Raw genomic sequence first — 22896 nt, forward strand, 5'->3', positions numbered from 1 at the left:
TATTCCACTGATATCTGCGCATGACACAACTTCCGGAATAAAAGTGTGTTCAAAATTGTGGCTACATATCCAGGCAAGGGGGAACAGATGGAGAAATGCTCTCTCTCCGGAATAGTGATGAAGCGCGCTGTAAGCACTGGCTGCTGTTTATGATTTAGTAATCTTAGTGATGTACAGGCTCAGCTGATGCGAATCGCACATCGTGCCACACTCGCAGGACCGGAACATATATCCAAAGTGACACGGCTGCAACTTTTTCCGCCAGCGTTCGTCTGGAGTGTTGTGAGTTTTCAGGCAGGCAGAACCAGAAAATTTTTCAGATACTCCCTCCTTATCGCACTCGGTGCGATGCAGTTCTTTATGCTGCTGGCGGCAGTAGCCAGACCTGCGTACGGATATATCGATCCAGGCTCCGGACTGCTCTTTTTTCAGGTTGGTGGTTCAATGCTGGCCGGAGCAGTTTTTATGCTTCGCGCAAAGATCCGTAAGCTCCTCCGACTGAAGCCACCGGAGTCCGACACCATATCTGCTGATGCGAATGCAACGTCTGAAGCAGGTAAATGATGGCGACGGCGCCCGCTCTTCTTGAGACTTTTCGCGATCCGGCAGGCTCTCTTCGGATTGAAGGGGATCGAGTTCTCCGCCATGTAAAGCCCGGGCATGCTTCTGAGACCATTCGCTTTCTGCAGTCGGATCTGGCCCGTAAGTGGGTTGCGGATGGTCGGCTGATATCGACGGAAATTGCCGATCGGGCGGACCGCGGCGATCTCTTTCTGGAACATCCTCGGATTTTCTTTCCATCTTATCCGTGGGAGTGGACGCCGGGCGCGTGGATGGCGGCAGCAGAGTTGACGCTGGACCTGTGCGAAGCGCTGCTGGATCAGGGTCTGATTCTGAAAGATGCAACTCCATTGAATGTACTTTTTGACGGTGCGCGACCGGTATTTGTAGATGTTCTCTCCATCGAAAAGCGCGACCCGGAAAGCCCCTTGTGGCTGGCTTATGGGCAGTTTGTGCGGACTTTTCTGCTGCCGCTGGCTGCATATCGATATCTGGGATGGCCATTAGCCGCTTCTCTGCAGAAGCGCGACGGCTATGAGCCTTCCGATCTGTATCCATGGCTGTCGCGAATGCGGCGCTGGGGTCAGCCATTGCGCTCTCTGGTGACACTGCCCTATCTGCTTGAGCGACGCAATACCGGAAAGGCAACTGCAGGATCAAAACTGCGCCAGGCTCCGGAGGTTGCTGCTGCTGTCCTGCGACGAAACCTGCATGTTCTGCGCAGCAGGCTGAAAAAACTGACGCCGGAGAGCCGTGAATCGCGCTGGAGCAGTTATCCGAATTCTGCCGGCCATTACAGCGAAACCGATCACGAACAGAAGCAGCAGTTTATTCGCGAGGCCCTTTCTCTGGCGCATCCGAAAAAGGTGCTCGATCTGGGAGCGAATACCGGTGTGTATTCCCGTATCGCAGCAGAGCAGGGCGCTACTGTGATTGGATGGGATACTGACGCAGAGGCAACGGAGCATAATTGGCGCGAGGCACGCAGCCGCAAGCTGGATATCCTTCCGCTTATAGCCGATCCGGCGCGTCCCACACCGGCAACCGGCTGGCGCAACGCGGAAAACCTATCGTTGCTCCATCGCGCACAGGGCCGTTTTGACTGCGTGATGGTGCTCGGCTTCATCCATCACCTTCTTCTTGCAGAACAGATTCCACTTGGAGAGGTTGCAGGCCTGCTGCGAGAGCTCACCACGGCGTGGACGATCGTCGAATGGGTTCCTGCCACTGATCCCAGATTTGAAGAGCTGGTGCGCGGACGTGATGCGCTCTATGCGCATCTGGACGAGAATGCATTCGTTCAGGCAATCGATCCTTACTTTTCCTGCATGCTGCGCAAAGAGCTTGCCAATGGGCGCGCTCTCTTTTTGCTGCGGGCTCGGTGACAGCTATAAAAAGCAGGCTGTGGCTCGAAGGCGCAGGCACGGGTATCGTGTTCTCGCTCGGCATTTGCTGGAACCAGATTTCCCCCACACATATTTATCTCTACCATCGCCTGCTGCCGGTGACGACGGTGGTGCGGGCAACCGTCATCGATCTGGTGCTGGCGTGTTTGCTGGGAACGGCGCTGGTGTGGCTGCTGGATCGCATCGATGCGAAAGGACGCACGCTGCTGTGGCTGATCTTCGCAACGCTGCTGGTGGCGCGTGTCGTCGGCGGGCTGATGGCGGCGGAGGTGATCCTGCGCCTTGCCATTGTCCCGATTAAATTCTGGCTGCCGGTCGCGATCGTCGGCTTGTTACTCTGGATATTCGCGCGCAATGCGTATGCGGCCTCGGTGCGCGGCCTGCGCGTGCTGCTGCTGCTGCTGGGCATTTGCATTTTCTGGATGCTGCCGGAGCTCATTGTCCTGAGCATGACGCACGGCGGGCCGGAGACGGCGAGCTTCTCGAAGCCACTGCCGGAGTTCGCTGCGCCGCATCGGCGTGTGGTCTGGCTGCTCTTTGACGAGATGTCTTACGACCAGGCCTTCGTGCACCGCTGGCCCGGACTCAACCTGCCCAATTTCGATCGGCTTCGTGGACAGAGCGTAGTCTTTTCAGACCTGCAGCCGGCCGGTTTTTATACCGAGCAAATCGTGCCTTCGCTGTTTCTCGGAAGGTCGATCGTCGAAATCCGCGCCTCTCCGCAGGGATGGCTGCATTACCGCTCTGTCTCCGGCGGCCATTGGCAAATCTTCGATGGAAATCAGACCGTCTTTGCGGACGCGCAGCGACAGGGCTGGACGACGGGGATCGTCGGGACCTTCAACCCCTATTGCCGCCTGATGACAGGGGCGCTGGATTTTTGCTGGTCGCAGCTGCTGCCGTTTAAGGATCACTTCGTGGCCGATCAGTCGACGTTTGAGAACGTGACGGCGCCGGTGCGCGCCGAGTGGGGCCGGCTGACGCACCATCCTTTCAGGACGCCGTCGCCGGAGGAAGAGTTTGCGGACATCCTGAGCCAGTCGCGCTCGGCGATTGCCAACGAGAAGCTGGACTTTGTTCTGGTGCATCTGCCGCTGCCGCATCCGCCGGGAATCTACAACCGCCAAACCGGCCGGATTGGACCCGGCGGAGGCTACGTCGACAATCTCGCTCTTGCAGACCGGACGCTCGCGGAGCTGCGACAGATCATCGATCAGACACATTCCGCGCAGCAGACGACGCTGGTGATTTCGTCCGACCACAGCTGGCGCATTCCGCTGTGGCGCCATCAGATTGGTTGGACAAACGAAGATGAAACCGTAGCCCGCAGCCGGGGCTTTGTTTTCGATATGCGTCCGGTGCTTATTGTGCGTTTTCCGGGAGAAATCACTCCGACTCCTGTGAATCGTGCGCTGCCACTTCTCGACATGCACAATATGCTGGAGCAGATCATCTCGGGGCAGATCGCTTCACCGGAGCAACTCAAACAGTGGGCCGTAGCGCAGCCAACCGGTCACTAAGTCCGCACTATTGCCGCGGACTCAGTGGATTTCGATGACAGCCAGCCCCATGGGCGGAAGCGCGATGGTAAGCCGGCCATCGTGAATCGGCTGGACCTCTGGTACTCCGGGATTCGCATCCTTACGCAGCTCAATAATCTGTGCGCGTGAAGGCCAGGCCGGGCTACCCATATTTTTCCATGCGTCGAGCGTGTCTCCATGCTCGGCATCAACGCGATGAATCGTAGCGCGAGCATCCGCTGCGATCCCTTTCAGGTCGAGAACGAGCATTCTGTTTCCCGCGGTCGCGCCAGGTTCGACAAGATTCCATGCAGCGATGACCAGGGTTCCGTCTGCGCGGCGGGTAACGAGAGCTTCGTTCTTCGGCGCGGGAAGGCGCTCATCGCCCAGCTCGTGCAGAGCGGCAAAAGCGTTGTAGGCCGGCTTGGGTATATCGTCTTCGGCGACAATACCGTAACCGCCATAGAATGGCGTTTTGACGATACCCTGTTCCTCGAAGACATCGGAAAAGCTCCAGTAAGACATGATCTGCACGAGACCGTCACACCGGCTGATGGTCTCGGCAAGCCAGGGCCCCATGTAAATGGAGTCGGTGATCTCCTGCTGATTCATATAGGTCGCATTGAACTCGCTCCAGATGAGTGGGATATCGGGACGCGCGGATGTCTTGATCTCGTTATGCACCTTTTCAACCGCGGCACAGACCATCTCGTGTGGCTCGATGGAGCGGCTGTCGTGGAAGACATCCTGCGAGGAATCATTTCCATAGACATGGGTCGAGACGAAGTCGAGCGGGACGTGATTTTCGGTGGCATGGGCGATCATGTCGCCAACCCATACAGCCTGTGCTGTCGCCGGCCCGCCAACGCGAAGAAGCGGGCTTACAGCCTTAAGAGCGAGGGCAGTGTGGTCGTAAAGCTCGAAGTATGTGGACTGAGCAGGCTTGCCCATCCAGAAATCGAGATTGGGTTCGTTCCAGACCTCAAAGTACCACTGCGAGACTTCGCCAATGCCGTAGCGGTCAATGAGGTGTTTCGCAAAGGCGGTGATCAGAGCATCCCATTTGCCGTAGTTGGCTGGAGGCGACGGGTTGGGGTGATACCAGAAGGCTTGCGGCGCGGGGTTCGATGCGAGCTTTTTCGGCATGAAGCTGAGCTCTACATATGGACGGACGCCGCTCGCCAGCAGGCTGTCATAGATCTGATCGACATAGGACCAGTTGTAGACCGGATTGCCCTGCGCGTCCTCGTCGTAAACGCCGTTGTCGTCATCGAAAATGCCGTGAAAGCGGACGTACCGGAAATCGGCGGCCTTCTTCACCAGACGGATGTCATCGGTGTAATGGCTGCGGAGTACAAGGTTGGCCCGGCCAGAGCCAAACATCTGCTCCCAGAAGTGGGGAAAAGGTGTTGCGGCGGCATGAGCGTCGATGGAAAGGTGCTCTGAGGTAGTTTGCGCAAACGTTTGCGCAAAGCAGACAAGAAAAATACCCAGAAGCACGGAAAGAACTTTATCGCGCATGGCTTTTCTCCGGAAGGCAGTCCGAAAAGAAAGTGTAACCCGTCCAGCCTTGTTTTTGGATGCGCCGAATTGAGACAGGGGAGTGGCCGAAAAGGGCAGGCTTTAGGTGCACTAAGCTATTTTCTGCTTATCCATGGAGAATACGCGCAGGGCTATGATCGGAGCTCTGCACCTTGATGCGCTTCGCCAGGCCAAGAAGGCCGAGGATTCGGATGCCCCAGTAGTTGAAATCAAGCTCATACCAGGCCATCCCATGAGCAGCGGAGACAGGATGAGCATGATGGTTATTGTGCCAGCCCTCGCCGCCGGTGAGCAGGGCAATCCAGAGATTATTGCGCGAATCGTCACGGGTATCGAAGCGGCGCGAGCCCCACATATGTGTCGCCGAATTCACCAGCCAGGTAGCATGCAGACCGAGGGTGACGCGCAGAAATATACCCCAGAGAAGCCAGGGCCATCCGCCGATAAGAAAAAGTGCGAAGCCAAGGAGGGAAACAGGTATCCAGTGCCAGCGGCTAAGCCAGATGTAGAAAGGGTCCCGGGCAAGATCAGGTACATAGCGAGTGAGCAGGCCATTCCGGTTGCGGAGAGAGCCATGGAGTATCCAGCCCATGTGTGACCACCATTTTCCATCTCGGGGCGAATGCGGATCGCCGGGTCTGTCGGTGAGCTGATGGTGCAGGCGATGCACGGCGACCCAGTAAATGGGCCCGCCCTGCAGGGCGAGGGTGGCGCAGACGGCCATCGTATATTCCAGCCATTTAGGCGTGGTATAGCCACGATGTGTGAGCAGTCGGTGATAAGTCATGCCGATGCCCACATTTTGTGCGAGAACCCACAGTACAACAAAGACAGCCAGCGCCGACCAGCGAAAGAAGAAAAGAGCCGCGACTGCTCCAATATGAAAAATGATCAGCGTAACAGCAAAGATGAGGTTGAGCCGGGCGGAGCGAGTCTGGGTTACTGCCTGGGAATCGGCCTCAGCCTGAGACTCGATCCGGATCTGAACGACGGCTGTAGCATTTTCAGCGGCTGCAGACATGAATGGAACACTCCACCTATGATCTGACTGAGCGTAAATCATTCATCTGACAGTAGATGTAAGAATTCAGTAATACCTGATACCAGATCAGGAATTCGACATCTCAACCGTGCGAATCGGTTCTGGGCGAGCCACTTCTTCTATACGCCCGAAGATCATTTTCCCGGAAGCGGTCTGCAGAACCGAGGTGACGACGATGTCAATCGTTCGGCCGATCATACGGCGGGCATGATCGACAACCACCATGGTTCCATCATCGAGATAACCAACGCCCTGGTTATATTCTTTACCTTCCTTGAGAACCAGAATATTCATTTTCTCACCAGGAAGCACCACAGGCTTCAGCGCATTGGCAAGGTCGTTGATATTAAGCACTGAAACCTGGTGCAGATGCGCCACCTTGTTGAGGTTGAAATCGTTGGTGATAATGCGCGCCTCGAGATTTTTGGCCAGTTCGATGAGCTTGAGATCGACTTCGCGGATCTTTGGGTAGTCATCTTCAACAATCTGGATAGTGATAAGAGTGTTAGCCTGCATACGCTGCAGAACGTCGAGCCCTCGACGCCCGCGCTGGCGCCGCGAGGAATCAGAGGAGTCAGCAACCATCTGCAGTTCGCGAAGGACAAATTCAGGAACGACGAGAACGCCCTCGAGAAAGCCTGTCTCGGCCATATCGGCGATGCGGCCGTCAATGATGGAACTGGTATCAAGAAGCTTCACGCTGCGCCTGGCAATACGCTCGTTGCCGAAGAGATCGCCGAGGGCGGCAAGGTTAAGCAGATCGCCTTTGCTGGCTCCAACGACGAGTCCTGTATAGGTCATGAGCAGCAGAACGGAGATTTCGAGCAGGCTTTGAGCATGGCCGCGCGGAAGGCTGTTGTGCAGCACCAGGGAAAAAAAGAAGGCACCGATAATACCGAGCAGACTACCGGTAATAGCTCCAATGAGCCGTTTGAGGCTAAGTGCCCGGACACGCAGCTCAAAAAAAATCACCAGAGCCGCTGTAGCTCCTCCGGAAAGCGCGGAAACCCAGCCATTCAATCCAAATGGCTGAAGAAAGTAACCGGCGGCAGCAAAGACAAAGATGAAAACAATACGCAGAAGAACCAAGTCCATCCGAACAGAGCCCCCTCAACGACATCGGCGTTCGGCCACTGGGGAGTATACGCACGGAAGGGTGAAAGCGGCAAAGGGCTTCAAAGGCGCAGCGTGAAATAAGCGCAAGGGAAGTATCAGGGATCAGTACCGATACTCCCCTGTAAAGGAAAGTTGGTGAAGCGTCAGTGCTTCATTTTTAGCTGGGTGGCGTCAAAAGTGGTGACCTGAGCGGCCATCAGTCCATCTTTGGTCTCATAAGCGTCGGCGCCGCGGTAGGGCTCGGCAAGAAATGGAGCATCGGCTCGCCACTGCACGTTAATGACATTGCCGACAACAAATATGTGCTCAGGAGTGATCTTCAGGCCGCACGTACCACCCTCAGAGGGTGGTTTAACGACCTTGGCGAACATTTCACCCAGAGCTTTGCGGCCACGCACGGTCACCCCCTGAGGAGCAAAAAATTCTACATTCTCGGGAAATTGCTGCATAAGCCGCTTCCAGTCACAGGAGCTGAATGCCGCGAGATGCTCCTGGACAACTTTTTGCGGGGTAGCCTGACGAACCATCGGAGGCAGGGGAAGTGTCTGAGCAAGCACCGTAGGCAGGCAGATTGCGGCTGCGGCGAAGAAGCACAAAGAGGAGCGGAGATCGAGGAGTTTCATCGGGAACATTATGACATTAAGCTGTAAGGCAAAGCCTTTAGCAACCCCCTCAACTACCCGCTACAGGCAGTTGAGGGGTGTCCCGATGAAGATTGTAGAAATTAGTATTTGGGAACTGTGGGATCTACATCTGTGGACCAGGCAGTGATACCGCCCGCGAGATTGTGCAGCTTTTTGAAGCCAGTCTTCGCCAGGAATTCCGCAGCGCGCTGGCTGCGGCCTCCGGACTTGCAGTGGATGACGATTTCGCGACTGCTGTCGAGTTCACCGAGGCGGTTTGGAAGGTCGCCAAGCGGGATAAGATGGCCCCCGATTTGTGCGATCTGATACTCGTGCGGCTCGCGAACATCGAGGATAAAAAGATCCTCGCCGGCATTGAGACGCTGGTTCAGCTCTTTGGCGCTCATCTGTGGGATACCGTTCTGCACGGCAGTAGCTTCCTTCGGCTCGGGCGTAATCCCGCAGAACTGCTGATAATCAATCAGCTTCGTCACGGTCGGGTTCTTGCCGCATACCGGGCAATCGGGATTTTTGCGGAGCTTCAGTTCGCGGAACTTCATGTCGAGCGCGTTGACCAGCAGCAAGCGACCCGCGAGAGGCTCGCCTTTACCGAGGATGAGCTTAATGACTTCAGTCGCCTGAATGACGCCGACGAGTCCTGGAAGAATTCCCAGAACTCCGCCCTCTGCGCAGGAGGGGACCAGGCCCGGCGGCGGGGGTTCGGGGTAGAGGCAGCGATAGCAGGGACCTTCCTCTGTGGCAAAGACGCTGGCTTGCCCTTCAAAGCGGAAGATAGAGCCATAAGCGTTCGGCTTGCCGGTCAGCACGCAGGCATCATTCACCAGGTAGCGCGTTGGAAAATTGTCGGTTCCGTCGGCGACGATGTCGTACTGAGAGATGATTTCGAGCGCGTTGGCGCTGGTGAGCATCGTCTCGTGTTTCACAATCTTCATGTGCGGATTGAGCGCCTCAAGCTTCTCCGCTGCCGAATCGATCTTGGGACGGCCGACATCCTTCGTGCTGTGAATGATCTGACGCTGCAGGTTGCTCTCGTCGACAACATCAAAATCAACCAGGCCAAGCGTGCCGATGCCGGCTGCGGCCAGGTAGAACGCGAGTGGTGCGCCAAGTCCTCCCGTGCCCACGCAGAGGACTTTGGCCGCCTTGATCTTCTGCTGGCCCTCCATGCCGACCTCAGGCAAAATAAGATGCCGCGAATAGCGAGCAATTTCGTCGTTGCTTAAGCTGGGGAGGCTTGCGGGTTCTTCCAGTGTCGTGGCCATGATTCTCTCTGATGAATGCGGCAATGAAGCGCGTTATTGCTGGTTTTGTTAACCAGGCTGAGGCATATTGCTTTTGCCCGGACTCTTGAATGGCGAAATCGTATCAGCCGTTTCAGGCTACTCTTCGGAACATGTGAAATGCATTTGTGAAAAATACAGATTCTTTAATCTTGCTCCCGATGGCTCAACTGTAAAAAAGGCACCCTCCTGCAATGGAAGGGATAATGGAAAGCGCATCGGAGTCACCGATTTTAGTCGCATCCTTTTCCGGCAGATAGCGAATATCTTCATCGTTCAGATAAACATTGACAAAGGAGCGCAGCTTGCCTTCTTCGGAATAAAGATGCTTCTTCAGTTCGGGATGCTCGGAGACGAGTGCATCGAGCGCCTCACCAACAGTAGATGCATGAACGTTGACAGTGTTCTGCTTGCCGGAATAAACGCGGAGTGGAGTCGGAATGTGAATCTGCACAGACATGACAGGTCCTCTTCAGATGCTGAAAACGAGTTGAAGTTTCAGGCATACGCCTGACGTTCGGCACGGAAGCGCACCGTCAACATCGTTCAGCTGCAAACCGAGAGACCGTGATTTCTTCGTCCTGAAAGGATTTGTCTTCTTCGGTACTACCCGCAAGGAAGAAAGAGTTTGTTTTCTGGGCCACGCCTTTTTCGACTGCTGTAATGACATAGGAGCAGCTGAGCCAGTGGGCTTCGGCAAAATCGGTCTTTGACCATTGCGCCGGATGGTCCGGATGAGAATGGTAGAAACCTACTATATCCAGTCCGCGCTCGCGGCCCATGCGCTGAATCCGTACCAGCTCCTGAGGAGCAATTTGATAACGGTTATGGGCTGAGTCAGTGCGTGTATTCCCGGCACGAATGGCGGCCTCAACTTCCTGGAGAGAGTCTGTTGAACGGCCGAGCAGGACGCCGCAACACTCATGAGGATAGGTCTCCTCTCCGTGTTGCCGAATAGCGTCATATAACTGCTGGCTCAGTTTCAACATCCGTCACTCCTTCCGCTTAATTTTTTTCTGCTCGATTCAGAGTTCTTTTGCCGCTTCGTCCAGCGTTAGTCTTCCCAGAATCTTTCGCTCAGATACTTATCCGCTGCATCGCATAAAATTGTAACAATCACCGCTTCCTCTCCTCTGGCAGCCAGCTCCTCGGCGATGCGCAGGCAAGCCGCCACGGCTCCGGCAGCAGAGATGCCGACAAGCAGGCCCTCGGTACGCGCAAGGCGCTTTGCCATCGAATAAGCCGCTTCGGTTTCCATTTCAAGATTGCGGTCGGCAAGCGCCGGATCGTAAATCGGTGGCACAATAGCCGTCGCCATATGCTTCAATCCCTCAAGGCCATTAAACGGTGAATCCGGCTGCATGGAAATGCATTGAATGGCCGGATTAAGCTCTTTCAGTCGTCGAGTCGTGCCCACGAAAGTGCCACTGGTGCCGAGGCCGGCAATGAAATGAGTCACTCGACCGGCGGTCTGCTGCCATATTTCATTTGCGGTGGTGCGATAGTGCGCCTGCCAGTTAGCCTGGTTGCCGTACTGGTCAGCATAAAAGTACTTTTCAGCCTCGGTGCGGGCCAGTTCGCGAGCCTTGCGGATAGCTCCGTCAGAGCCATCCGCGGGATCGGTCCAGATGACATGGGCACCATAGGCTGACGTGATTTTTTTCCGTTCGGGTGAAACATTGGCCGGCATGCAGAGTGTGACCGGAAAGCCCATTGCTGCACCCAGCATGGAATAAGCAATACCCGTATTTCCGCTGGTAGCATCAAGCAGGTGTTTGCCCGGCGTAAGCAGACCGCGCTGCTGCGCGTCTAGAACAATGGCAGAGGCGGCGCGGTCTTTCACGGAACCACCGGGATTTACCCACTCTGCTTTGCCAAGAATCTGAATACCTGGAAGATGAGAAACGACGCGATCAAGACGTACCAGCGGCGTATTGCCGATGCGATCGAGCATCGAGAGGCCTAAAAGGCCCGCAGAAGATTGAGTAAGAGTCGCCATTGGTCTGTTTACCGCAAAATTGCAGCCTGAGCCCTGTTATGCGAGAGTAAAAACATCGGTGACAGCGCCTGGGCCGTTGTTCCCAGTGTAGCGTTTCGCCGGAGAAAGTCACAAATCATTGCCATGCCAAAAAAAATAAGACAGCGTACGTTCGATGAGGTGTTGAGCGGGCTTCGCAGCCTTCAGTTTGATGTCCGTGAAGTGCCGGGCGTCGCAAATCAGGTGCAGGTGTCGAAGCATGGCTGCGCCGCCGTGCTCGGTCGACCGCAGAACGGTCCGGGTGCAGTGCTGATTACACGGCCGGGCGTGGCCATCGGTGGTGAGATTGCTCATCTGCTGGACCGCGGCTTCCAGAAATTCTTTAAGACCAGCCGTGTGGAATTGCCGGCGACTGCAGATCACCTTAGGGCGCTGCACCGTTTTTCGGAGGAACTGCGGGAAGCAGAGGGGCTGGATAGTCTGTACAATGAGTCGCTCGGTACGGTAAGCGATGAATATATGTACGACCGTGTGAAAGGCCGGGATCTGCCATTGGCTAAACGGCCTCTGAAGGCGTGGGAGCTGATCCAGGGGTAGTGAACGCTGTGCGGGCTTTTCGCGTCTAACGTCCAGCGGAGGAGTGAATGCGGTTTCATCGCTTGTGTGCCGTTACAGCAATGCTCGTGCTGGCTGGTATGGCGGCCTGTTCTGCATTAGTGGCGCAGACGGAAGACGCCATTCCAATGCCTTCTGATCGTGCACAGGACTCTTACCAGATTTACTCAATGCTGCTGCCGGGGGAGCCCTTTGCGCAAATGTCGGCACAGCAGACGCAGCGCTGGGCGATTGCAAAAATTACCATTAATTATGAAGACATGAATCCGCGGATTGAACCGGAAGCGCAGCTAAAGGCCCCTCCGGAGAGCCTCCGGGCGTGGCGAGAGACGGTTCACGACTATCAGGTGAATAAGTACATTCGTGTGCAGCTTACAAACGAGCCAATTCGGGTAAACCATTCGTTTACTCTGCTCTATCCGCCGGAAGTGAGCGAACTACGCCAGGCAAAGAGCTCGACAACGGCTGATATGGCAATTCAGACAAAATGGGCTGCATACCCAGGGGTAACGTTCTTCAGCGAAGTGTATTTCAATCCAAAGCACACCTCTGCGCTGGTATATATGAACAACTGGTGCGCGTCGCTCTGCCAGGCAGGAACCTGGGTCTATCTGGAAAAGCAGAACGGGAGCTGGGTGCGGCGATCAGGAATCGCTGTGCCTGGAGCATGAACAGAAATCACCGCAGCCGAGGTTGATTTCAGGGAGCTCCTTTAAAGCGCAGATAGCCCCATTTTCCCGGCACATGCATGTTAATGACGCCCTGTGGGGACCAGACCCAGTTATCCTCTTTCGGGTTTCCGGGCTTCCATTCGACGCGGCTGAAGTTGATACGCATCACGCTGCCGGGTTTCGGCGAAACGACGGGCTGGCGCGACGTGTAGGCTTTCCACGGAAATGCGATTTCAACGGTCCAGCTACGGTCTTTATCCGTGGAGTTGTTGAGCGTGCCTTCAATGCCCACAGCGGTTTTGAGCCCCGGAATGTTCCAGCTGTTATCAGCCTCGCCGCCCTTGTCGTAAGGCTTGTTGAGATAGAGATCCCAGCTGGTGTTGAGCGCATTGATCTCGAATTCGAAATAGCCCTGCGTACCAGGGATGGGCTTCAGAAAGACTTCAAAATCATTGTCGTGGAAAATGACAGAGTCATGCTGCGTAAGTGTGGCTTTGACATCGGGTTCTTCGAGCTCCGCGGCAATATAAAGATACTGATCATCCCAGAGGATTTTGGCACGAGTGCGAAATCGCGGGAGCGGTTTTGTCGAACCTTTAATGTCGACGAAATCGGTAGTCCACGGAGCAGCTTTCCAGACAGGATCATCGAGTTTGCCATCGATGTGAACAGGTGAAGTAGCGCGATAGCAGTCGTAGCTCTTTGGAGTCGTGGCCGAGGTCTGCGCAGCAGCGATCAGAGTAGTGCAGAAGGTAAGTGGGACAACACAGAACAGGCGGTTCATCACGGTATTTACAATACCGGGTTTCAGGCAAAGTCGGGAGCGCCGCTCCTGTTTCAACCCTTTAACCAGATAAAGATCAGAAAACGCCATGATGCCGGGGACGATTTTGACGGGCCGATGAGCCCAGTTGCATTGCGAATCACGAAACTGGCGTTTGATCCGGAGCGTAAAGTACCGGAGTTCAGTTGGTGAGAGCTCACGCTGTCAGACCGTGTCTATTTTCCACTGCGCTCACGCTGAAGCTCCCGGTACACTTCACTCTTCGAAATTCCCCGTTCGCGGGCAATCCGTTTAAGAGCATCCATTTCACTCAGACTCTCTGATTTTTCCAGTTCGGAGATTCGCTCTTTCAGGCTGGTTGTGACGGATGGGGGTATCTCTGCCTGAAGCTGAGCATCGAGGAGCAGGACCATCTCTCCCCGAACTCGGTCTCTCTCAGAGAGAGCCTTACGTACTTCCTGTACTGTCCCGCGCAAAAATTCCTCGTGGAGCTTGGTTAGTTCGCGGGCAAGAACGACGTGGCAGTTCGGTCCCTGTATGGATTCAACATCAGCAAGTGTTTCTAGAATTCGGTGTGGCGTCTCGTAAAAAATGACAGTCATCGGTTCTACGAAAGCAGTGACTGTTTTTTTCAGGATCGCGCGGCGTTCACCTGCCTTTGATGGCAGAAATCCGGCGAAGAAGAAACTTTCTGTATTAAGGCCAGAAGCTACCAGAGCGCTGATGACAGCACTGGCCCCCGGAACAGGATAGACGGGGATTCCGGCCGCAACAGCAGCAGCAGCAAGTATCATGCCGGGATCGGAGATTCCCGGGGTACCCGCGTCTGAAACAACTGCGATCCTTTTACCCTCATGCAGCATGGCCAGCAGCTTCGGCATGCGGGCGGATTCATTGTGCTCATGACTGCTGAGGGTAGGTGTAGTAATGCCGTAATGGTTCAGCAGCTTCTGCGTCTGGCGGGTATCCTCGCAGGCGATCCGATCTGCGGAGCGGAGGACACGCAGGGCTCTGAGAGTGATGTCTTCAAGATTGCCGATGGGTGTCGCGACGAGATAGAGTCCAGGTGCGAGTGGTGGTAGTGTTTCGTCGGAAGACATTCGCTATATCAGCTCTCACGCTGGAGACGGCGGTGTTCGGCGAGCAGGCCCATCGCGCTGCTCAGGTTTTGCCAGGTAACGATTCCAACGATGCGTCCTTCTTCGGCGACAGGAACCAGCGACATCCGGCCAGCGCCGATGCGTCGAATCATAAGGCCCAGGGAATCATCAGGTCCGGCAACCTGGAAGCCACGGGCCATGATGCCCTGGATATAACCGTTGCCTTCGCTGCGCAGAGCCTGAACAATGCTTTGCTTGGATACAACACCTACGAGATTCGGTCCTCGAACGACAGGAAAGTCCTCCTGCAGGCTGTGGATAACGCGATAGAGAGCATCTGTAAGGGTGTCGGAGGGGGAAAGCGTATCGAAGTCAGTAAGCATGACATCTTTCATGCGGACGGTTTCAACGACAGATTGAAAAAGGACACCCTGATCTTCAAGCTGAGCCCCAATGAAGATGAAAAAGCCTCCAAGGATAAGACCTGGAGTGAGATCCGCGCTGAAATGCGAGTTGGGCAGAGCGAGCAGGCCCAGCCCTGCGACAACGGCAGCGAGACCAATCATCTGTCCGATACCTGAGGCGGCGCGGGTCGCTTGTGCGGCGTCGCGCGTGCGGGTGAAATATGCGTGAAGAAGGCGCCCGGCATCAAGCGGATAAGCGGGTAGAAAGTGAACAAGACTGATCGCAAGACTGAGCCAGACAGTGGAACGCATCAGATGCATGGGGGTCACCAGCGGACGCGCAAGCAATGGAACCTGCGAAGTAGCTCCTGTGATGAGACCCGCGACGAGTCCCGCGAAAAGAAGGCTGGCGAGAGGGCCAGTAACAGCGAGAGCAATGAGCGGTGAGCCAGTGGCGGAACGCTCGGCGCTGTCGGGACTAGCCCAGGAGAAAAGTCCTCCAATAGGAAGCAGAAGAATGCTGCGAATCTCGAGCCCATGCCAGGCGGCGACGATTAACCGTGCAATCTCGCGCACCATGACGACCATAAGGAGCACAACCCACAGCATGACGCCCCGCCAGGCAGAAAGACTGGCCAGGTTGGACGAGAGAACACAGAAAACCAGCAGCAGAAGAAAAAATGAATGGATGCGGAGGTGCACTCCAAACCATCGTCCTAATGGGAATGACCATGCGCGCATCGTAAGTGTGCCTTTCCAGCTTTTATTGTAGAGGGTTGGCGGGATTCGCGGTTGTTAGGATAAAACGCGATGCGGGTAATTGCGGGAGAGTTCCGATCACGGGCGCTTGAGGCTCCGCGAGGTATAAAGACGCGGCCCACGAGTGATCGTCTGCGCGAGACATTATTTAACGTACTGGCGCCGTTTCTTGAAGGCGCAGTGGTGGCCGATCTGTACGCCGGGTCTGGTGCCATCGGTATCGAGGCATTAAGCCGCGGCGCGCGCAACGTGATCTTCGTCGAAAAGGCAGAACCGGCGCTAAAAGCGATTCGATCCAATCTTTCCGCTCTGGGAATTCGCGGCGGATATGCGATCGAAGCACGCAGCGTGGCAATAGCTCTGCGACGCATGCTCGCGGCCGGAAAGCGGCTGAATGTGGTGGTGCTCGACCCTCCATATGCCGACGCAGAAGAATACGCTCTTACGCTGGGTCTGCTCGGCGAAGAATGCTCCGAGCTACTCGCCCCCGATGCAGTCATGGTTGCAGAACACGAGAAACGTCGCGAGCTCAATGAACGATATGGGCAGATTGTCCGCTATCGGGTGCTGAAGCAGGGCGATGCGGCGTTGAGCTTCTACCGTGTGGAAGCAGGGTTGACGCCGCCGGAATGATCGCCTGTTTTGAGGTCGACAATAAATGGAATCTCGCAGTCGGTCATCAGGTCCCAGCCCAGTCCATGCAACTCATTGCCGACGATTCCCGTAATGGTGAGGCCTTCCCACGAAAGGCGCCTCGTCTGCCAGGCCTCTCCATCTGTGCTCCAGGCGAGAAGTGTGTGATGACCTGCGAAGAGCAGGAGATTCTGCTCGGTCAGTGCGCGAACTTCAAGAACCGGACGTAGTGGCAAATGGGTGAAGTGCTGTGGATTCGTCGTATCGATCAGATAGGCATAGCCTCCGGAGACAGCGCATATCTGATGCGGATCAGGACAGCTCCACAAACCGGCGGATGCTGACGGATCGGTGAAGCCCAGAGCGCACGTAGCAAGGAAAGGCTCATCTTCTGCCGGGCAAATCATCACATCGAGCGCACCACGCTCGACCTCCTCTGCTTCGCGCGGATAAACAAAGTGACGCGGCGGCAGAATGAGGGGACGGCGGGACAGAATTTCGGCGGTCCAGACATGAGGAAAGGCGAACTGGATCATTGGGTTCATATCTGAAGAAATGCATCCACCCGTTCACGGACGCTTGAGATATGGACAGGCAGTGGCAGCCGGCTACCCTCTTCGATCAGAGGGATCAACTTATCGAATTCAGGGCCGGAGTGGGCTCCGGTGAGCGCAATACGCACGGGATGGAAAAGCTCTTTGCCCCTGGCTCCCGTCTCGGCTTTGATCTCGTTCATCCATCGTTTGAATTGCTCGGAGGTGACTGGATCTGCCATGTTGCGTACACGAGCAGCAAAGGCATCGAGAACCTTCTGCGCGGTTTCCGTAATGAGAAGCGGAACATTCTCTTCGCTGGTACGTGCTGCAACAGCGTTGAAGTGAAAGAGGAAGTCGGCTTTGCCGGAGATCTGATCGAGACGGTCCAGTGACGGTACAAAAAGCGCTGTGAGTTTGCTGAACCATGTTCTGGTTCCAGAAGAGACGGAGCCAGGGGGAGGCAGCAGCCCCGCTTTTTCGAAATACGGCCATGTAAGATCGGCAATACGCTCCGGATCGGCCAGTTTCAGATAGTGCCGGTTGAGCCAGTGAAGCTTATCGAAGTCGAAGATGGCAGGCGATGCGGTGACACGCTCAATTTTGAAGACCTTCGTTAGCTCATCGAGAGTGAAGGTCTCCGACCTGCCGTCTTCAGCGCCCCATCCCAGCAGCGCGAGATAGTTCACAAGGGCTTCAGGCAAAATACCCATATCGCGAAAACTGGCAATGGAGGTCGCGCCATGGCGCTTCGACAATCGCTCACGGTCGCTGCCAAGAATGGTCGAGAGGTGCGCGAACTGCGGCACAGGCCAGCCGAAAGCCTCGTAAACAGCTACCTGCTTAGGTGTGTTGGAGATGTGATCATCGCCGCGAATGACATGGGAGATCTCCATGAGCGCATCATCGACCGTTACAACATAGTTGTAGACTGGTACGCCGGAAGAGCGCACAAGAATCGGATCGCTGACCGTCTCGTTTGGAAATTCAACTTCGCCGCGCACAATGTCATGAAAGCGGAGAGGATGATCCGGTATTCGCAGACGAACAGCGAAGGGCTCTCCAGACGCAGCACGAGCGGCGGAGTCTGTTGCAGAGACCGCACGGCATCTGCCGGAGTACACCTGAGGACGATGCTCGGCCGCAGCGCGCTGGCGCTCGGTCTCCAGCTCTTCGGCAGTGCAGAAGCACCGGTAGGCTTTACCTTCTGCCAGCAAACGGTCTGTATGCTCACGGTAAATACCAAGGCGTTCGGACTGGCGATAGGGTGCATGAGGGCCCTCAACGCCGGGGCCCTCGTCCCAGCTGAGGCCCAGCCATTCCAGATCGGCAATTAGCTGAGTTTCATGCCGGGCTTCGCTGCGATCGAGGTCCGTGTCTTCGATACGGAGGAGGAAATCACCTTCGGTGTGACGAGCAAACAGCCAGTTATAGAGCGCTGTCCGGGCGTTGCCGACATGAAGCAGCCCGGTGGGCGATGGTGCGAAGCGGACACGATTCTTCTCGGGCATGACTGCCTTGATCGTATCAAGCCTGCCTGATGAGACGCGCCCAACCGACACCCTAGGAATGACGGAGTGATATACCGGCCAGGCATCAGGACATGTTGCCTTTTACCGCGTGAAATGTTCCCACCCGCCGGCTTCAACCGGAATATGCTTGCCAGCCGGAGTATTCATCACCATCATTGGATGGCGCTGGCGGCGGCTTTGAATCAGACCAATGGGATGAATGCTGACGCCGGCAATGCTGCGAGGAATGCGAACGCTGCGATTCGCCGTAAACAGAAGCTCATAGTCCTCACCACCATGCAGGGCCAGCCCAAGTGCGGAGGGAATCCATCCATCATGTTCTGCCTGCCTGGCAAGCGGATGAATGGGAAGCGCAGCCTCGTCAATTTCCGCCGCAACATCCGACGCTTCGCAGATGTGGAGAAGATCGGTCGAAAGGCCATCGCTGAGGTCGATTGCCGCACGCGCCCATTTTCTGGCTGCAAGAGCTTCGCCGGCACGAAGACGAGGTTCCGGAAACAGGTGTGGGTGACCGTAGTTCATGCCCTTGGTTAGGGTTGCAAACTGGCTGGGATCGCGACCTAGCGCCAGCAGCTCTGCAGCCGAGCCTCCCAGAGAGCCCGTGACATAAATAACCTGTCCAGGCCGCGCTCCTGAGCGGAGCAGGGCCTGCCCGCGGCGCACCTGACCAATCAGCACAATATCCGCGGCAGCCAGTCCGGATTGCCTGCGGCCTTGTTCATCGAACTGCGGAGACTGCGCCGTATCTCCACCGGCCAGAGGTACTTTGTACTTTGCTGCCAGTTGAAGTAAACCGTCGAGGAAACGATCGGTCCAGCTGACGTCGCGTTTGGCTGGCTTCCGTCGTCCGGCTGTTCGGGAGGTATCTTCAGGAGAAATCAAGTCACTGGGAATAGAGAGGGAGAGGAAAGCTGCCATCGGACGCGCCCCCATTGCTGCGAGGTCGCTGAGGCCACGCGCCAGGCACCGGTGTCCGGCGGACTCAGGTGTATGCCAGTCGCGGCGGAAATGGACCTGTTCAAGGGAGAGATCGGTAGTGACGACAATTTCAGAGCCTGGAGCTGGGCGCAATATCGCGCAATCGTCGCCGATACCCAGTGGCACTCCACGAAAGCCACTGCCGGCGCGGGCGCGAATAGCTGAGATCAGTGCCCGTTCGCCGAACGGGACCGAGTGAGGCGCAGGCGATGTTCTCGGATTGCGCGGCATGCGAGCACCCAGAATACCTCTGCAAAGCCATTATGCGATGGAATATGGATGTCTCTGCCCAATTTATGGAGCAAAAAATACATTTTCTGAAGAATACGAGGCAGCTGTAGTTCGAAAATGGCGGATGAAGATTCGTTGACCCTTTATCGTCAACCTGTTAGGCTCCTGAAAGGTCGCCGAAAACCATAAATTACTTTGGATGCCTCCGGAGAGTTAGTAGAGGCCTGCAGGCGAAAAAACTACATATCCTGGGTAATCAGGCAGCGAGACAGTATTGCGAAAACGTTACTACATTATTTTTGTTGCTCGGGAAGAAGATGGACGGCTCCGCAAGATTCCCGTCCCGATGCACTATGCGTACGTTTTTGTTGCGGCAGCGATTGTAGGTGCGTTTACGCTGACCGGAATGGCCGGATCATACACGCGCATGCTGCTGAAGACGGCGAGCTTTAACCAGGTCCGCTCACAGCGTGAGGCGCTTCGCAAGGATTACCTGCAGATGCAGCAGGTTGCGCGTGAAAAAGAAGTGCAGGCAGCATCGCTGGGATCATTGGCAAGTGAAGTAACGGCGCTGTACGGACTGCGGCAAAGCCGGTTGTCAAAGTCAGCCGTGAATGCTTCCTCGGCAGTAGTGCCAGGCAGTACCGATGGGTTCAGCCAGGATGCTTATACCCAGTCACTCGATCAGCTGAGTTCTCTTCGCACCACCGCGCTGTCCGGCCGCATCACTCATGCGCTGGAATTGAGTGTAGGCGCGGTTGGACGTGACAGCGGATGGCTGGATATTGCCGATGCGCCTTCATTATGGCCGGTAGTAGGAAAGATTACGAGCTCCTTTGGAGAGCGCGAAGATCCATTCAATGGCGAGGGCGCTTTCCATTCGGGAGTCGATATTTCCGGTTCTTTTGGCGATCCTGTGCGAGCAACAGCGGATGGCACAGTCATGATGGCCGGGTTCGGCAATGGGTATGGACGCGAGATCGTAATCGATCACGGAAATGGAATCGATACGGTATATGGGCACCTCTCCGGCTTCGCAGTTACCGATGGGCAGCAGGTGAAAACCGGGCAGGTGATCGGCTATATCGGGATGAGCGGGCGCAGCACAGGTCCTCATCTTCACTATGAGGTACGGATTCACAATACCCCCGTGAATCCTCATAAGTACCTGCGAGAGACGATGACGCAGCTGGCGCAGTCCGGTGATTCCAGCGGATCACAGGGAAATTGACTACAGGTTTATCTCGCTTTCGCTAAACTGCTCCCTTTTTTATAACCTCACGGATGCGAGTATCAGGGACGGCTACCCAGTTGAGCGCTTTGAACGGGAAAATCAGAGCAGCTTCAAAGGCATCTCGACTGACTGGTGAGCCACCTTCAAGAGCATCTTTCAGAAAGAAAACAGAGTAATTCTGAGCGACAAAGAAATCGTGCAGATCGCCGGCGGTATAGCCGAAGGCTGGAGGGCCTGAAGGCCCGCATTCAAACAGAACGATGGGTTGATCGCGCTTCAGAAACTCAATTGCTCCCCGAAAAAGTGGAAGTTCCGCTCCTTCCACATCGACCTTGAGTACATCGAAGTGCCGGTCCTGAGAAGCAACCCGATCGAGGCGCTCGCAGGTGACTTCAATTTTTTCAAAGTTACCGGTCGTATGTTGGGCAAGCCCGCTAAAGCCTGTCTTTTCAAGATCGATGTAAAAGCTGGCAGTGCCGGGAGTGTCGGAGAGCGCTAAATGCCGCACATCCACTTCGGGGAATTTGCGGCGCAGGAAAGCAATTTTATTCGGTATTGCTTCTACCGCCAGATGCTTTCCCTCTGGGGCAAGGCCGCAGAAGCGGCTAAGCATCGAACCATAGTGGCAGCCGGCATCGATGCAATTGCTGTCCCTTCGAAGGATGCGCTTCCAGAGTGCCTCGATGCGGTCGCCTTCCAGAAAAACTTCGCGCAGTTCAGGGTGTTTTCTGCGATGGAAATAACCGGCTGCTTCGCGCAGGCGCATGAGCGGCTGTTCGAGAGGAGTGCGAATAAATTCGTATTTAAAATTGCTGAAATGTGCCATGCAGGGAAAGAGAAAGGGCTTGTGCTGACTATGCTTTGCGCTGCTCGCTTTGTCAATCCCTCGAACGAATCAGGCTAAAATCGTTCTTCGTTGCATGCGTAGATCATCATTTCCCGTCGTAGATGACATGCCATATAGAGCCGGATCCATCATCTGTAACGAAGAGTGAGCCGTCGGAAGCAACAGTGACCCCCACGGGCCGTCCCCAGACGCCCCCGGATGAGGTCACGAAACCGGTGAGGAAGTCTTCGTATCCTCCGGAAGCATGGCCATTGTGCATTGGGACACGGATAATTTCATAACCAGCGAGGTGGGCCGCATTCCATGATCCATGCTCGGCAGCGAAGGCATCGCCCTTGTATGCAGCGGGAAATTGTGAGCCCTCATAGAAGGTCATTTCGAGCGAAGCGAAGTGAGGTTCTAACAGCACATCGGGAGTGAGAACTTTGCTCTGAAGTTCAGGGTGTTTTCCTTTCTGGCGCGGATCCTGGACGCCACCATGAGAGCCCATGTAATACCAGGGCCACCCATAAAAGCCATCTTCCTGAAGATGGGTGATGTAGTCAGGAACAAGGTGATCGCCGAGATCATCGCGCTCGTTGGTAGAACACCAAAGCTGGCCGGTTGCAGGGTTTATAGTCTCGCCGACACAGTTGCGAATACCTGAAGCATAAACTTTTATGAATTTCCCCTCAGGGGTGAATTCAAGAACATCCGCACGATGAAGCTCCTGAGGATGAGTATCGACGTCATCATCGTTCGAGCGTGAGCCCACGGAAACAAACATCTTTGTCCCGTCTGTTGAGAAAGCAATGTCGCGTGTCCAGTGACCGCCGCCGGTCGGCAGATCAGTGAGCTTTTCGCCTGGTCCGCGGGCCTTCAGATCGCCGCTCTGATAGGGGAAGCGCATAACGGAATCTGTATTGCCAACATAAACCCAGTGCGGATTCGGTCCTGCCGGATAAAATGCGATACCGAACGGCTGAGTCAGCCCGCTGTCAGAGAAAACAGAGATTTCTTTCGGTTTGCCGTCCTTATCTGCACCGCGAAAAACCATAATCTTATTGCTGTAACTGAAGGAAACGAAGAGGTCGCCGTTGGGTGCAGTCCGGATAATACGAGGACGGTCAAGCCCGCTCGCATAGAGTTTGACGTGAAAGCCGTTTGGCGCCTGAGGCCAGGCATCGGCAGGACGCGACACCATATGCGGTGTGTTGTCCACTCCCGGCGTAGCATAGGGCGGCGGGAGATCTGCCGGAGTGAGTAGATGGCTGGCTCCAGGATGCTCTTTAGTGTAATCGGTAAAAGCATTTTGGCCGGCTTGACCATTATCTGTGGCCATCTGACTGCCTGCGTAGATGGGGGCGCTAAAGCTTACAAGAGCCGTAAGGCAGAACAGTGTTCCGGTTCTGCACAGAGATCTTTTCCGCTGCACATTTCCTCCGAAGATCCGAGAGCCTTCATTGTATTGCGGATGCAGCAATGGTGCTGTATCTGCCAGCGCTTA

Annotated in this window: 23 protein-coding genes; 7 read left to right on the top strand and 16 right to left on the bottom strand. The window is 55.5% G+C overall.

The window, feature by feature from the left end:
* The first annotated feature begins 186 nt into the window (after positions 1-186).
* Genes D0Y96_RS15940 through D0Y96_RS15950 form a run of 3 tightly spaced genes read left to right on the top strand, consistent with a single transcriptional unit; the run spans position 187 to position 3487 of the window.
* Complete coding sequence (locus tag D0Y96_RS15940) at positions 187-564, top strand: hypothetical protein (protein ID WP_147325097.1); 378 nt, start codon at positions 187-189, stop codon at positions 562-564.
* On the top strand, positions 561-1946 hold the full coding sequence (locus D0Y96_RS15945; RefSeq protein ID WP_117301841.1) for a class I SAM-dependent methyltransferase: 1386 nt from the start codon (positions 561-563) through the stop codon (positions 1944-1946). The genes D0Y96_RS15940 and D0Y96_RS15945 overlap by 4 nt, the downstream gene beginning before the upstream one ends.
* Positions 1943-3487 carry a sulfatase-like hydrolase/transferase gene (locus tag D0Y96_RS15950; RefSeq protein ID WP_117301844.1) on the top strand — a complete coding sequence of 515 codons (1545 nt, stop codon included), beginning with the start codon at positions 1943-1945 and terminating at the stop codon, positions 3485-3487. The genes D0Y96_RS15945 and D0Y96_RS15950 overlap by 4 nt, the downstream gene beginning before the upstream one ends.
* A gap of 21 nt (positions 3488-3508) precedes the next feature.
* Here D0Y96_RS15950 and D0Y96_RS15955 read toward each other — a convergent pair whose 3' ends face one another.
* From D0Y96_RS15955 to D0Y96_RS15990, 8 genes are all read right to left on the bottom strand, one after another.
* Positions 3509-5008 carry a GH39 family glycosyl hydrolase gene (locus D0Y96_RS15955; protein WP_117301846.1) on the bottom strand — a complete coding sequence of 500 codons (1500 nt, stop codon included), beginning with the start codon at positions 5006-5008 and terminating at the stop codon, positions 3509-3511.
* A gap of 127 nt (positions 5009-5135) precedes the next feature.
* Positions 5136-6050, bottom strand: coding sequence for an acyl-CoA desaturase (locus tag D0Y96_RS15960; protein ID WP_117301849.1), 915 nt, complete (start codon positions 6048-6050; stop codon positions 5136-5138).
* A gap of 87 nt (positions 6051-6137) precedes the next feature.
* Complete coding sequence (locus tag D0Y96_RS15965; RefSeq protein ID WP_117301851.1) at positions 6138-7166, bottom strand: PIN/TRAM domain-containing protein; 1029 nt, start codon at positions 7164-7166, stop codon at positions 6138-6140.
* A gap of 164 nt (positions 7167-7330) precedes the next feature.
* Positions 7331-7810: a nuclear transport factor 2 family protein gene (locus D0Y96_RS15970; RefSeq protein ID WP_158562433.1), complete on the bottom strand. Its 480-nt coding sequence runs from the start codon at positions 7808-7810 to the stop codon at positions 7331-7333.
* A 101-nt stretch (positions 7811-7911) separates the two neighbouring features.
* Positions 7912-9093 carry a molybdopterin-synthase adenylyltransferase MoeB gene (moeB, locus tag D0Y96_RS15975; protein ID WP_117301855.1) on the bottom strand — a complete coding sequence of 394 codons (1182 nt, stop codon included), beginning with the start codon at positions 9091-9093 and terminating at the stop codon, positions 7912-7914.
* Positions 9094-9277: 184 nt separating this feature from the next.
* Positions 9278-9571, bottom strand: a complete 294-nt coding sequence (locus tag D0Y96_RS15980) for a ubiquitin-like small modifier protein 1 (RefSeq protein WP_117301857.1) — start codon at positions 9569-9571, stop codon at positions 9278-9280.
* Between the two features lie 76 nt (positions 9572-9647).
* On the bottom strand, positions 9648-10100 hold the full coding sequence (locus D0Y96_RS15985; protein ID WP_117301859.1) for a M67 family metallopeptidase: 453 nt from the start codon (positions 10098-10100) through the stop codon (positions 9648-9650).
* Positions 10101-10165: 65 nt separating this feature from the next.
* Positions 10166-11110: a PLP-dependent cysteine synthase family protein gene (locus tag D0Y96_RS15990; RefSeq protein WP_117301861.1), complete on the bottom strand. Its 945-nt coding sequence runs from the start codon at positions 11108-11110 to the stop codon at positions 10166-10168.
* A gap of 123 nt (positions 11111-11233) precedes the next feature.
* On the opposite strand from D0Y96_RS15990, the gene D0Y96_RS15995 reads away from it, so the two are divergent.
* The gene (locus D0Y96_RS15995) at positions 11234-11686 is read left to right on the top strand and encodes a hypothetical protein (protein ID WP_199480377.1); all 453 of its coding nucleotides are present in this window, start codon (positions 11234-11236) and stop codon (positions 11684-11686) included.
* 47 nt (positions 11687-11733) lie between these two features.
* The gene (locus tag D0Y96_RS16000; RefSeq protein ID WP_147325098.1) at positions 11734-12375 is read left to right on the top strand and encodes a hypothetical protein; all 642 of its coding nucleotides are present in this window, start codon (positions 11734-11736) and stop codon (positions 12373-12375) included.
* 28 nt (positions 12376-12403) lie between these two features.
* Here D0Y96_RS16000 and D0Y96_RS16005 read toward each other — a convergent pair whose 3' ends face one another.
* The 3 genes from D0Y96_RS16005 to D0Y96_RS20480 form a co-directional block, all read right to left on the bottom strand.
* Positions 12404-13249 (bottom strand): carbohydrate-binding family 9-like protein, encoded by an 846-nt coding sequence (locus D0Y96_RS16005; RefSeq protein WP_252263831.1) that lies wholly within the window; start codon positions 13247-13249, stop codon positions 12404-12406.
* 125 nt (positions 13250-13374) lie between these two features.
* Complete coding sequence (rsmI, locus tag D0Y96_RS16010; RefSeq protein WP_117301868.1) at positions 13375-14259, bottom strand: 16S rRNA (cytidine(1402)-2'-O)-methyltransferase; 885 nt, start codon at positions 14257-14259, stop codon at positions 13375-13377.
* 8 nt (positions 14260-14267) lie between these two features.
* Entirely contained in the window at positions 14268-14984 is a 717-nt protein-coding gene (locus D0Y96_RS20480; protein WP_252263832.1) for a CBS domain-containing protein, read from the bottom strand.
* A gap of 489 nt (positions 14985-15473) precedes the next feature.
* On the opposite strand from D0Y96_RS20480, the gene rsmD reads away from it, so the two are divergent.
* Positions 15474-16055, top strand: coding sequence for a 16S rRNA (guanine(966)-N(2))-methyltransferase RsmD (rsmD, locus tag D0Y96_RS16020; protein ID WP_117301872.1), 582 nt, complete (start codon positions 15474-15476; stop codon positions 16053-16055).
* Here the strand turns inward: rsmD and D0Y96_RS16025 are convergent.
* From D0Y96_RS16025 to thiL, 3 genes are all read right to left on the bottom strand, one after another.
* Positions 16019-16600, bottom strand: coding sequence for a hypothetical protein (locus D0Y96_RS16025; protein ID WP_117301874.1), 582 nt, complete (start codon positions 16598-16600; stop codon positions 16019-16021). The genes rsmD and D0Y96_RS16025 overlap by 37 nt on opposite strands.
* Positions 16597-18099, bottom strand: a complete 1503-nt coding sequence (gene gltX, locus D0Y96_RS16030) for a glutamate--tRNA ligase (protein WP_117301876.1) — start codon at positions 18097-18099, stop codon at positions 16597-16599. The genes D0Y96_RS16025 and gltX overlap by 4 nt, the downstream gene beginning before the upstream one ends.
* A 102-nt stretch (positions 18100-18201) precedes the next feature.
* Complete coding sequence (gene thiL / locus D0Y96_RS16035; protein WP_117301878.1) at positions 18202-19329, bottom strand: thiamine-phosphate kinase; 1128 nt, start codon at positions 19327-19329, stop codon at positions 18202-18204.
* A gap of 274 nt (positions 19330-19603) precedes the next feature.
* Between thiL and D0Y96_RS16040 the strand changes: the two genes are divergently transcribed.
* Positions 19604-20560: a M23 family metallopeptidase gene (locus D0Y96_RS16040; protein ID WP_117301880.1), complete on the top strand. Its 957-nt coding sequence runs from the start codon at positions 19604-19606 to the stop codon at positions 20558-20560.
* Positions 20561-20582: 22 nt separating this feature from the next.
* Here D0Y96_RS16040 and D0Y96_RS16045 read toward each other — a convergent pair whose 3' ends face one another.
* Together D0Y96_RS16045 and D0Y96_RS16050 are read right to left on the bottom strand one after the other, a co-directional pair.
* Positions 20583-21389 carry an FkbM family methyltransferase gene (locus D0Y96_RS16045; protein ID WP_117301882.1) on the bottom strand — a complete coding sequence of 269 codons (807 nt, stop codon included), beginning with the start codon at positions 21387-21389 and terminating at the stop codon, positions 20583-20585.
* A 106-nt stretch (positions 21390-21495) separates the two neighbouring features.
* The gene (locus D0Y96_RS16050; RefSeq protein ID WP_117301975.1) at positions 21496-22731 is read right to left on the bottom strand and encodes a PQQ-dependent sugar dehydrogenase; all 1236 of its coding nucleotides are present in this window, start codon (positions 22729-22731) and stop codon (positions 21496-21498) included.
* Between the last annotated feature and the right edge of the window lie 165 nt (positions 22732-22896).

Source organism: Paracidobacterium acidisoli, from assembly GCF_003428625.2.
GTDB classification, from domain to species: Bacteria; Acidobacteriota; Terriglobia; order Terriglobales; family Acidobacteriaceae; genus Paracidobacterium; species Paracidobacterium acidisoli.